A 4,709-nucleotide genomic window follows, 5' to 3' on the forward strand; every position below is an offset into this window, starting at 1 on the left:
TAAAAAATAATTTGTCAAGTAAAATATATTTTAACTTTTGTAAAAAATACAAATATGTTACGATTTTATACAAAAATGTGTAAAAATAATTAAAAATATACAGAAAGTATATAAAAATGATTAAGTTTGACCAGAGATTTTAAGCATAGACAAAAAAGATAGATAAAATCCACAAAAAGCCTTGCTTGCAGATTTTTAGCAGGCAAGGCAAATACTCCCCCCTCATTACCCCCACAATTCTAGGATTTATTTGAGATTAAAATCCAAGCCCTACTTCTAGCATTCCAGCAAATCCTTTGCTTTGAGGATAGCTCACGCTCACGCCATTATAGATAGCACTAGAGGCAGAGTCTATGTGTTGATACTTGCCGATGAGTTTGGTATATACATAAACTCCCTTAGGCAAATCATATTCAAAGCCAAGATTTGCATTTACTGCGTAGTTTGAGATAGAGCCTTTGACTTTTGCCCTTGTATCATCATAGTTATAGCTCGCTCCAAATATCCAGCTATACCCAGCACCATAAGTGATTCTTAGCTTGCTTGAAGCGGGGATTTCGCCATTTAGCTCTAGTCCTGTGAAGCCAATAGTCCTATAAAACCTATTTGTATCGCCAAATCCAGACCTATACCCCTCTACGCCAACGAGCGCATTTACAAATAGTGGTGCTTTTTTGGTAAGCACATTTACGCCCAGCTTGATAACAGGCTCAAATATAAACGAATCAGCACTTCTCCTAAATCCTTGTGGGAATGTGCTACCTTTTATCTCACTTTTGCCCCCACCTAGCAAAATGTCAAACTCCCCTTGAAATCGTGCTTTATAGACTTCTTTTATGCCAAATGAGGCATAGCCTATGTAGTTATCTACATTTACCTCACTACCTTGAAATCCATAGTATCCACCACCTACACCAAACCTACCAAACTCACAATTTGCATCATAGCAGTCTTGCTTAGAAGCACCGCCCGTGAATATATTTGCAGCCTCTGCACTGCCTAGTAGCACACCCAAAGTGCCAAATGTGATAAAGCCAAGTTTTACGCTTTTTACGCTTTTTGAGATTGCTTTTAGCATTTTTGCTCCTTTTTCTTGCCCTTTGTGGGGTTTTTAGATTTTGCTTTTTTTGCAAAAGCAAGCGCATTATACAAAAAAAAAAAAAAACAAGTCAAAATTCAAATAAAATGATTATGTTTTTTATAATTTATCATTTTGCTTGACTTTTTGAGAATCAAAAAGCTAGGCTTTTAAAGAAACATATACCAAAAACTTGAGTCAAAACCTACTCAAAGACAATGACTTACAATTACAAATAATGACAAAATTTAGCCAAATCATTTTTACTAAATCCACGATAAAATTTCCACAAACAAAGTCTTTGGCATTGATTTGGAATCCTTTTTGCTACACTTCGCGCAAGCTAGAATCTATACACTAGCCAATATAGAGCACAAAAATAGAAAGGACTACTATGCTTCGCTCACTATACACAGCCACCACAGGTATGCTAGGACAGCAGCTCCAAATCGACACTACCTCAAACAACATAGCAAATGTAAACACCACAGGGTATAAAAAGCAAAGAGCAGAATTTAACGACTTGTTTTATCAAACTTTGCAATACGCAGGCACTGCCACGAGCGAAACCACAATGTCGCCCACAGGTATAGAAGTAGGGCTAGGTGTGCGCCCGGGCGCGATACAGAAGCTTTTTTCACAAGGCAGCCCAAAAGAGACAGAAAACAACCTTGATGTAGCCATAGAGGGAAAAGGATTTTTCCAAATCGCTTTGCCCGATGGCACGATAGCCTACACTCGCGATGGTGGGTTTAAGCTAGATGACGCGGGCAATATGGTAACCGCACAAGGCTACCTCCTCCAACCTCAAATCACAATCCCACAAGACACCACACAGATAAACATAGGCACAGACGGCACAGTCAGCGTGGTGCAAGCAAATAGTGGCGTAAGCAATGTGCTAGGACAAATCGAGCTTGCAACATTTATCAACCCAGCGGGCTTGCACTCACTAGGGGATAATCTCTACCTAAACACAACCGCTTCGGGCGACCCTATCGTAGGTGTGGCGACTACGGAGGGATTTGGCACACTTCGTCAAGGATTTTTAGAGCTTAGCAATGTCAAACTTGTAGAAGAAATGACAGACTTAATCACAGGGCAAAGAGCCTATGAAGCAAACTCCAAAACGATACAAACAGCGGACTCTATGCTACAAACGGTGAATTCACTCAAGCGATAAGCTAATCTCTAATGGAATCTAAAAACTCACGCAAATCGTGTGGAGCAAAATCTAGCCAGACAAACTCCACACGAACTAGCTCCGCGCAAAAAAGCCCTGCACAAACTATGCACAAACAAAAAATCTCAACGCAAGCAATCTCCGCACAAAAAGATTCTACGCAAGCGAGTTTGACACAGCCAAACACACGCGCAAATCTCACAAACTGCAAAACCCTCATCATCAAAATCGGTAGCTCAATACTTGCTAGCCAAGATTCTAGCAAAAATCACTCTTTCCCAAGTGCAGATTTTATCTCCTCTCTTGCTAGCCAAATCGCACACCTAAAATCCAAAATCCCAAATATCATCATCGTATCATCGGGTGCTGTGGCGTGTGGGTTTAAGCAGCTAGGGCTAAAATCTCGCCCAAAAGACATAGTCGATAAGCAAGCAAGTGCGGCTATCGGGCAAGCTAGGCTTATGTGGGAATATCAACAAGCCTTTAGCAAGCATAGCCTCCAAGTCGCCCAGATTTTGCTTACAAAAGATGACTTGACTTCACGCAAACGATTCACACACGCACACTCGTGCATAATGCGCCTCCTGCACTTTGGGATAATCCCTATCATCAACGAAAACGACACGATTTTGGTTGATGAGCTAAAATACATAGAAACTTTTGGGGATAATGACAATCTAGCTGCACTTGTCGCAGGCACGATAAGCGCGGATTTGCTACTGATACTATCTGATGTCGATGGGCTATATAGCGCAAACCCCGCCACAAATCCCGATGCCCGCAAAATCGATGAAGTAGAGGACATAGATGAGGGAGTGCTAGCTCTCACACAAAGTGATGATACAAATCTAGTAGGCACAGGCGGTATGTCTAGCAAACTCCTAGCCACAAAAAAAGCCCTAAATATGGGCTGTGCAGTGGCTATCATCAAAGGCAATGAGGAGCAATCTATCACGCGCTTTTTTGGACTTGAGAAAGTAGGGACATATTTTGCACTTCCAAAAGAGATTTTAGCTCGCAAAAAAAAGCGATTTTGGATAGAATCTGTGGCAATTCCACAAGGCAAAATCATCATTGATTTGGGAGCGTCCCAAGCACTAAGGAGAAATAAATCTCTTTTGCCAAAAGGGATTTTGGGTGTTGTAGGGGAGTTTAGAAGCGATGAAGTGGTAAGTATCTGCTTGCAAGAGGGAGAAAGGCTACTAGAAATAGCAAGGGGACAAAGCAAATATAGCGCGACAGAAGTGGCAAAAATCGCTAGGTGTGATTCACGCCAGATAGAGGGCATTCTTGGCAAAAGTAGGGGCGATGAAGTCGTGCATATTGATGAGATAGTATTGCTAGGATAGTGCTTTAATAGTTATCAAAGATTTTGACAATCTTTTATGAGAAAGCCAAATTTTATAAAATCACTTGTGTTTAGATTTTGCGCGTGTTTTATGCGTGTATTTAGAATCTTTTGCGCCCCCTTGTGTCAGCGCATTTTATTTCACATTTTTTTTTATATTATTTATCGCGCTTTTTGTCGCCATTTTTACGCACTTTTTCGCTACTTTTTTCACGCTATTTTTTTGCGATTTTTTTGCACTTGGACAAAATGCTAAGCAAGTCAAACTACAAAAACAAAATCTATTCATTTTTGTTGATATGCGATAAACAAGGGTCATCTTTATTCACACAAAGGAAATTTATCCCAAAAGGGAAAATCTCATAATCTTTTAGCAAGGCTATAATCTCTTGCGGATTTGACTTTATCACTTCGATTTGCAAGATTGGCTTATGCTTTTGTATGGATTTCATCGCGCCATTTAGCACTTCTATTTCCATTCCCTCGCAATCGATTTTGACATAATCAAGTCTAGGCAGATTTAGAGAATCAATGCTGATAAGCGGCACTTTTTGCGTGCGGGCATAATCGATAGGCTGCCCTATGTATTCGTTATTTTCTCTTTGTCGTAGCTCCAAGCTACCAAATGATGAGTTTGTAGCGTAGTTTAGGATAGGCACTTCTATTGTGGGATTTTGGGTGGTGTCTTGGCTTGGATTGCCTAGTGCTGCGTGGAGTGCGCGGACATTGAAGCAGTTGTTTATAGTGATATTGCCACATAGTGCGTAGTAGATTCTCTCTTGAGGCTCAAAGGCTAGCACCTCGCCAAAGTAAGTCATCTCTATCCCCCACGCGATAGCGTGCGAGCCGATATTTGCACCGCCATCGATTGCGACTACACCCTCCCCGAAATACTGCTTACGCAAGTGTAGCAAAGACACTGCGCTCATCACCTCATCTGCGTCAAACGAAGCGGTTTGTAAGTATTGAAATCCTACACCAAAACTTGCGCTATTTGATTGATTTGCATTGCTTGATTTATCTGTTTCGTTTGATTTGTTCGCCGGTCCACCGCTCGTCCCCTCATCTCTTCCAGCCGATTGCCTCTCCTCTCCCATCTC

Annotated in this window: 4 protein-coding genes; 2 read left to right on the forward strand and 2 right to left on the reverse strand. The window is 41.2% G+C overall.

Annotated features, from left to right (window positions below; genetic code table 11):
• Window positions 1-256 precede the first annotated feature (256 nt).
• Window positions 257-1,078 carry a hypothetical protein gene (locus CQA40_RS10625; protein WP_115520802.1) on the reverse strand — a complete coding sequence of 274 codons (822 nt, stop codon included), beginning with the start codon at window positions 1,076-1,078 and terminating at the stop codon, window positions 257-259.
• A 394-nt stretch (window positions 1,079-1,472) separates the two neighbouring features.
• Between CQA40_RS10625 and flgG the strand changes: the two genes are divergently transcribed.
• Together flgG and proB are read left to right on the forward strand one after the other, a co-directional pair.
• A complete protein-coding gene (gene flgG / locus CQA40_RS10630; protein ID WP_023927207.1) occupies window positions 1,473-2,261 on the forward strand; it encodes a flagellar basal-body rod protein FlgG in 789 nt (262 codons plus the stop codon).
• 11 nt (window positions 2,262-2,272) lie between these two features.
• Complete coding sequence (proB, locus tag CQA40_RS10635) at window positions 2,273-3,610, forward strand: glutamate 5-kinase (protein WP_220271922.1); 1,338 nt, start codon at window positions 2,273-2,275, stop codon at window positions 3,608-3,610.
• Window positions 3,611-3,890: 280 nt separating this feature from the next.
• On the opposite strand, the gene CQA40_RS10645 is transcribed toward proB, so the two are convergent.
• A partial coding sequence (locus tag CQA40_RS10645) for an FkbM family methyltransferase (RefSeq protein WP_309544456.1) occupies window positions 3,891-4,709 on the reverse strand: 819 nt, incomplete at its 5' end.

Source organism: Helicobacter sp. MIT 01-3238 (assembly GCF_003364135.1).
Lineage (GTDB): Bacteria > Campylobacterota > Campylobacteria > Campylobacterales > Helicobacteraceae > Helicobacter_B.